The 6,711-nt window shown below is 62.8% G+C and carries 5 protein-coding genes; 4 read left to right on the forward strand and 1 reads right to left on the reverse strand.

All coding sequences use genetic code 11. The features are described from left to right. Positions 1-415 precede the first annotated feature (415 nt). The 3 genes from BST28156_RS08895 (at position 416) to BST28156_RS08905 (ending at position 4,279) form a co-directional block, all read left to right on the forward strand. On the forward strand, positions 416-1,303 hold the full coding sequence (locus BST28156_RS08895; protein WP_012218157.1) for a LysR substrate-binding domain-containing protein: 888 nt from the start codon (positions 416-418) through the stop codon (positions 1,301-1,303). Between the two features lie 122 nt (positions 1,304-1,425). Further along, positions 1,426-3,087 carry an L-lactate permease gene (locus tag BST28156_RS08900; protein ID WP_012218156.1) on the forward strand — a complete coding sequence of 554 codons (1,662 nt, stop codon included), beginning with the start codon at positions 1,426-1,428 and terminating at the stop codon, positions 3,085-3,087. 40 nt (positions 3,088-3,127) lie between these two features. Continuing rightward, on the forward strand, positions 3,128-4,279 hold the full coding sequence (locus BST28156_RS08905; RefSeq protein ID WP_012218155.1) for an alpha-hydroxy acid oxidase: 1,152 nt from the start codon (positions 3,128-3,130) through the stop codon (positions 4,277-4,279). Positions 4,280-4,901: 622 nt separating this feature from the next. On the opposite strand, the gene BST28156_RS08910 is transcribed toward BST28156_RS08905, so the two are convergent. Next, complete coding sequence (locus BST28156_RS08910) at positions 4,902-5,549, reverse strand: GntR family transcriptional regulator (protein ID WP_230943077.1); 648 nt, start codon at positions 5,547-5,549, stop codon at positions 4,902-4,904. Between the two features lie 134 nt (positions 5,550-5,683). Here BST28156_RS08910 and BST28156_RS08915 point away from each other — a divergent pair. Continuing rightward, a partial coding sequence (locus BST28156_RS08915; RefSeq protein WP_174901968.1) for a purine-cytosine permease family protein occupies positions 5,684-6,711 on the forward strand: 1,028 nt, incomplete at its 3' end.

Here is a 6,711-nt window from a genome sequence, read left to right on the forward strand (position 1 = left end):
CTCAGCACAGTCGCACTACGGGTGGATGAGGCATTGCACCGCGTGACGCTCACTTCGGTCTCGGTATGCCGCAACGCTTCCTGTAGGTACGATCGAGCCTCGGCCAGTTCGCGAGTCAGCCATCGCCTGATGCGAACTGGCGCAATCCGGGCCATGAAGCGTCATTCGCCAACGTAGTTGCTCGGACGTTCATGTGTCGGATACGCCGCTGCAAGCGGCCATTCGATTTGCGAGGATTCGAGCGCCGCTCGGCAATATCTTCGGTGTTCACATTTGCGTGCGACTTGGGATGCCGTCAATAAGCGGAGTGTTCGCATGTGCGTTGAGCTATAGTTTCAAACAATCCGCTCACGAGCAGAACTTCGACATTGATCCACATCGGCCCAGGTTCTCGCGCGGTGTGACCCCATTCACTATGGCCACCTCGCGTATCCCCTCCATACAAGGACTGCTGGCGTTCGAGACGCTGGCCCGGTTGCGCAGCGTCACGCTCGCCGGCGAGGAACTCAGTGTCACGCCCAGCGCCGTCAGCCATCGCATCCGGCAGCTCGAATCCCAACTGGGCATCAAGCTTTTCGCGCGCGGCGACTTCAGCCTGAGCACCGAAGGTGCGGCCTACCTAAACCGTGTGCGCGAGGCGCTGGCCGTGCTGCAGCAGATTCCGAGCCGCGGCAGTGCAGCCGGCACCACACGGCTGCGTGTCGCGGTCACGCCGACCTTTTCTCGCCAGATGCTTTTGCCCAAACTGGCGCTGTTTCGCCACGCCTACCCGGAGATCGACCTGGTGCTCCAGGTCACGATCCCGATGCTCAACGTGACGGCCGAGGAGGCCGACATTGAACTGCGCTTCGGCCCCGGCCCCGGCCCCTATGCGGATCGCGAATCGCTGCACCTCTCGTCCGACGAGGTGACTCCCGTGTGCAGCCCCGAATACTTGAACGAAGTGGGGCCGCTCGACGAATTCGCCACACTCGATGCAGTCTCGCGCGCCCGGTTGATCCGCTGCCCACTCGAGCCTTGGCGTACCTGGTTCGCCGCAAGCGGCATCACGCTGGACGAACCGAGCGGGGGTTCGCAGTTTAACGATATCGGCCTTGTACTCGATGCGGCGGTCGCTGGTTTCGGTGTCGCCCTGATGCGCCTACGGCTTGGCACCGCCTGGCTGGACAGCGGTCGGCTGATTCGTCTCTCGCCGCGCAGCGTGCCCTCGCCGCACCATTACTTTCTGTGCTGGAAGCCGGGCACGCTCGACCGCTGGGAATGCGCGGCCTTTGTCGAGTGGCTGAAGCACGCGCTCGGATGAGCGCCGACCCGACCGTTTGAAAATCATTCACGCCGCGGCGGCTAACGTTTCATTCGGAGCCGCTCGCCGCTGGCTACATTGTCGCCTCAACGACGGATGAACCGTCGAAGAAGGAGACAACGATGATGTGGCAGCAGGTCTACGACCCCTTTGGGAACATGTTCATTTCCACCGCGCTGGCGGCCATTCCCATCGTGGTGATGCTGGCGTGCCTGGGGCTTTTCCACATCAAGGCCCACATTGCCGCCGGTCTGGGTTTGGTCGCCGCCGCTCTGGTGGCCGTGTTCGGCTATGGCATGCCGGCCAGCATGGCCGGCCGCGCGGCGCTCTATGGCGGCCTCACCGGGCTGCTGCCGATCGGCTGGATCGTGCTGAACATCATTTTCCTGCAGCAACTCGCCGAACGAAACGGCAGCTTCAAGATCCTGCAGGACTCGCTCTCTGGCATCACCGAGGACCGGCGGCTGCAACTGCTGCTGATTTCATTTTGCTTCGGCGCCTTCTTCGAGGGGGCCGCCGGCTTCGGCACGCCGGTGGCGGTGACCGCGGGCATCCTGATTGGACTGGGCTTCTCGCCGCTGGCCGCTTCGGGCCTGTCGCTGATTGCCAACACCGCACCGGTCGCCTTCGGTGCTCTGGGCGCCCCGGTCATCACGCTGGCGAGGGTGCACGGCTACGACCTGATGGAGGTCACGGCCATGATCGGCCGCCAGCTGCCGCTGTTTTCGCTGATGGTGCCGTTCTGGCTGATCTGGGCCTTTGCCGGGCGCAAGGCCATGATGGAAATCTGGCCCGCTATTCTAGTGACCGGTCTGTCGTTCGCTATTCCGCAGTACCTGGTCTCGAACTTCATCGGGCCCGAACTGGTGGACATCATCGCGGCGCTGGTCTCGATGATCTCGCTGGTGCTGTTCCTGCGCGTCTGGCAGCCGAGGAAGATCTGGATCTCGCCGTCGCTCAAAGGCCACGACGTGAGCGCCGATGAAGCCAAGCCGGCCGGCCCGATCGTGCGACACAGCCGCGCCCAACTGGTGCGCGCCTGGACGCCCTGGTTGATCCTCACCGTGTTCGTTTTCGTCTGGGGGCTGCCCTCGGTAAAGACCTGGCTCGACCACCTCTATGCGCCGAAATTCCAGATGACCGGGCTGCACAACCTGGTCGAGAAAATGCCGCCGGTGGTGCGTGCGCCCGTCAAGGAAAGCGCGGTCTATATGCTGGGCCTGCTTTCGGCCACGGGCACGGGGATCCTGCTATCGGCAATCGTGGGCGCGCTGGTCATGAAGTACAACCCAGTGGAAATCGTGCGTATCTTTTTCCGCACGTTATGGTTGGTGCGCTACTCATTGCTCACCATCGTGCTGATGCTGGCGCTGGGCACGCTGACGCGCTATTCAGGGACTGACACGACGCTGGGACTGGCTTTCGCCAACACCGGCGTGCTGTATCCCTTCTTCGGCACGCTAATGGGCTGGCTCGGCGTAGCGATGACGGGTTCCGACACCGCGTCGAACGTGCTGTTCGGCGGCATGCAGAAGGCGGCGGCTGGCCAGTTGGGCCTGGGCGTCAACCTGATGGGCGCAGCCAACAGTTCGGGTGGCGTGATGGGCAAAATGATCGACGCGCAGTCGATCGTGGTGGCTTCCACCGCTACGCGCTGGGTGAACCACGAAGGCGATATCCTGCGCTATGTGTTCTTTCACTCCATTGCGCTCGCCTGCCTGGTAGGGCTCTTCGTCACGATGCAAGCCTACGTCTGGCCCTTCACCCTGATGGTCGTGCACTGAGCGCGGCGTTTGAAGCAACAACACTGAGCGAGATTCTCCGATGAGCATCATTACCACCGTCGAAGACCTGAGGGTTCTGGCCGAGCGTCGCGTGCCGCGCATGTTCTACGACTATGCCGATTCCGGCTCCTGGACCGAAAGCACCTACCGCGCCAACGAGAGCGACTTCCAGAAGATCAAGCTGCGCCAGCGCGTGGCCGTGAACATGGAAGGCCGCACAACGCGCACCGCCATGATCGAGCAGGACGTCGCGATGCCGGTGGCCATCGCGCCGACCGGTTTCACCGGCATGCAGCATGCCGACGGCGAGATCCTGGCGGCGCGCGCGGCCGAGAAATTCGGCATTCCGTTCTCACTCTCGACCATGAGCATCTGCTCGATCGAGGACGTGGCGGCGCACACCCAGGCGCCCTTCTGGTTCCAGCTGTACGTGATGCGCGACAAGGATTTCGTCGAACGCCTGATCGAGCGCGCCAAGGCTGCAGAGTGCTCGGCGCTGATCCTCACGCTCGACCTGCAGGTGCTGGGACAGCGCCACAAAGATCTGAAGAACGGCCTGTCGGCGCCGCCCAAGCCCACCATCGCTAACCTGATCAACCTGGCGACCAAGCCGCGCTGGTGCCTGGGGATGCTGGGCACGAAGCGCCGCACGTTCGGCAACATCGTAGGCCATGCCAAGGGCGTGGGCGACCTGTCGTCGCTGAGTTCGTGGACGGCCGAGCAGTTCGACCCGGCGCTGAGCTGGGCCGACGTGGAGTGGATCAAGAAGCTGTGGGGCGGCAAGTTGATCCTCAAGGGCATCATGGACGCCGAAGATGCGCGACTGGCGGCCGCTAGCGGCGCCGACGCGTTGATCGTCAGCAACCACGGCGGCCGCCAGCTCGACGGCGCGCCGTCGACCATCGAGGCGCTGCCGCCCATCGTGGAGGCTGTCGGCACCCAGATCGAAGTGTGGCTCGACAGCGGCATCCGCTCGGGACAGGACGTGCTCAAGGCCATTGCGCTCGGCGCCAGGGGCACCATGATCGGCCGCGCTTTTCTCTACGGGCTGGGCGCCATGGGCGAGGCCGGGGTCACAAAAACGCTGGAGATCATCCACAAGGAACTGGACATCACGATGGCCTTCTGCGGGCACCGGGACATCCGCACGGTCGACCGTTCCATCCTGCTGCCGGGCACCATTCCTTCCTGAAGTCGTGTGCGGCGCTAACCGATGCTACTTGAAATCACGGTCTTGTCACCGTTCAGCAGGAACCGCCGTTCGCTGTGTCACTTTTTGGGGCTGAGTGACCTGGTCAACATTTTGTGCAGGGTCCGCAACTGCGATCGCTTTTTCGACGATTGCACCGGCCATATGCCAGTAGAACCGGTGAAAGTGAGCAGAAACACCAAATTCTGAAAACCGAGCTCGTTCTACTTCAGTCGAGCGCGTGTCTCGGTCGGCTTGCTCTTCGCCGTTGACCGGGAGCCCAGGTGCGGGAGAAGGTCCGCCGCGCGTACCCAAGGTCGCGCTTTCTGGCGAACGGTCGTGGTCGCGCGGATGACCGATGAACCGTGGAAGCGGCTGTTGACGCGGTGCCGGCTCCAGCGGCGGTTGAGGGTCGTGAGCCGGCGGTGACCTCCGCCTTAGCAAAGGCTCGTGGGCATTCTCACGGAATGTGGTTCCTGGCCGATGTAATCGGGCTGTTCTCAATCAATGTGGGCCCATTCTCACCGAAAGTGGTCCCGAGTGCAGCGATATCTCAGCCAATGTGATCCCGACATAGCCGATGTAATCGGTTCCTGCGTCGGATGTTATCGGGCCGCTACACCTACTAGGATCCGGACGGTCGGCGAATCGTTTTGTAGGCGAATTCGATGAGGTAATCGTTCAGGGTGAGGGAGGCTTGCTCGGCGGCCTGGGGGTCGCTAGCGAGGATCGCGCGGAGAATCGCGAGATGATGCGTCGTGCCATTTTTAATCTCGTCCTGCTCGTCGCGCACATTGGCGAGCCAGAATCGGCGCGAGAGGCCTTGGAGAGGGGCCATCGCGTCTGCAAGGTACTCGTTGTGGCCGGCTGTAGCAATTATCTGGTGCGTGTCCTTGAGCGTTTCGGCGTACTCGGCCAATGGCATTGGATCCCCGGACAGACGACGCACTATGGCGTCCATGCGCCCCCGGTCGACCCCGGAGGCGTCGTGGCAGGCAAGTCGCACGGCGAGCACCTCAAGAACACGCCGCACCTCAAGCATGCGGAGTTGCGCCTCGACTGATGCCGGCGGAATGAGTACCCCACGGCTGGGATGGATCTCGACCATTCGGTTTCGGGCCAGCTGCTGGAGGGCTTCGCGGATTGGGGTGCGGCCAAGTCCCGTCTTTTCCATGAGCACGGCCTCGGACACCAAAGTGCCTGGTGCCAACTCCTCGGACACAATCAATTTCTCAATCTCCTGGTAGGCCTGTCCGGCCTTGCCTTGGTTCATCATCGCGCTCCTGCCGCCGCTGGTGTGGGTACGAAAAGTGAAGCATAGCTCAACGCCAGCCAAGGGTATACGCCCATTATCCAACCGATATATCGGCAGCATACTGGCGGCTCCATCAACAACCCGGAGGTCCCATGACGAAGACCACCGCCATCGAACGCCGCTCGATTGACTTCATTCCTCCAGAAGAACGGCACGGGTCACCGCGCAGCCTGTTCTTCGTATGGTTTGCCGCCAACACGTCCATCACCGCAGTGGTGACCGGGGCGCTGTTCGTAATTCTGGGGAACAGCGCCTTGTGGTCCATCCCCGCCATCGTGCTCGGCAACGCAGTCGGCGGCTTCTTCACGTCCCTGCACTCAGCCCAGGGGCCGAAGCTCGGCGTTCCGCAGATGATTCAGAGTCGGGCTCAGTTCGGCTACTACGGGGCAATCCTCCCGCTGGTGCTGGCCCTGATGATCTACGTCGGCTTCTATGCCACCGGGCTGGTACTGGGTGGCCAAGCCATGAGTGCCCTGTTTCACATCCCTCCCCAAGCCGGCGCCGTCGTGTTCGCACTGATGTCCACCGCCCTCGCCATCGTCGGCTACCGGTACATCCACCGGTTCTCACGGGTAGCCGCAGTGCTAAGCGGTGTCGCGTTTGCCATCCTGCTGGTCCGAATCATCGCGGACGGGAACATGCCCATCCCTATCGCGACCCACGGCTTTGCCGCCGCGCCGTTCGCGCTGGGCATCTCAATCTCGGCCTCCTGGCAGCTCACGTTCGGACCCTACATCGCCGACTATTCCCGCTACCTGCCCGCGGAAACCTCCACACGAGCGACCATCGGCTGGACGTTTCTCGGCAGTGTGCTTGGGGGCTCCGTCGCGATGATCCTCGGCGCACTCGCTGCTGCCCTCGGCGGCGCCGCGTTCAGCAATGACCAGGTGGGCTACCTTGCCGCCCTCGGCGGGGCGATCTGGCCACTAGTTTTGCTCGCCGTGATTTGCGGCAAGCTTACCGGCAATACCCTGAGTTCCTACGGCGGATGCATGTCGCTCACTACTATCGTCACCAGCCTGACCGGCCAAGACCGTGTGAGTCCCCGGCAGCGCGCAGCCTTCGTTTGCATCATCTCCGCGATCGCGTTAGGCATCGCCCTCGCAGCCAGCCGCAACTT

Origin of the sequence: Burkholderia pseudomultivorans (genome assembly GCF_902499075.1) — a bacterium.
GTDB lineage: Bacteria > Pseudomonadota > Gammaproteobacteria > Burkholderiales > Burkholderiaceae > Burkholderia > Burkholderia pseudomultivorans.

Coding starts and splice junctions, on each gene's coding strand:
- BST28156_RS08895 (WP_012218157.1), top strand. CDS start 416: ATGGCCACCTCGCGTATCCCCTCCATACAAGGACTGCTGGCGTTCGAG.
- BST28156_RS08900 (WP_012218156.1), top strand. CDS start 1,426: ATGATGTGGCAGCAGGTCTACGACCCCTTTGGGAACATGTTCATTTCC.
- BST28156_RS08905 (WP_012218155.1), top strand. CDS start 3,128: ATGAGCATCATTACCACCGTCGAAGACCTGAGGGTTCTGGCCGAGCGT.
- BST28156_RS08910 (WP_230943077.1), bottom strand. CDS start 5,549: ATGAACCAAGGCAAGGCCGGACAGGCCTACCAGGAGATTGAGAAATTG.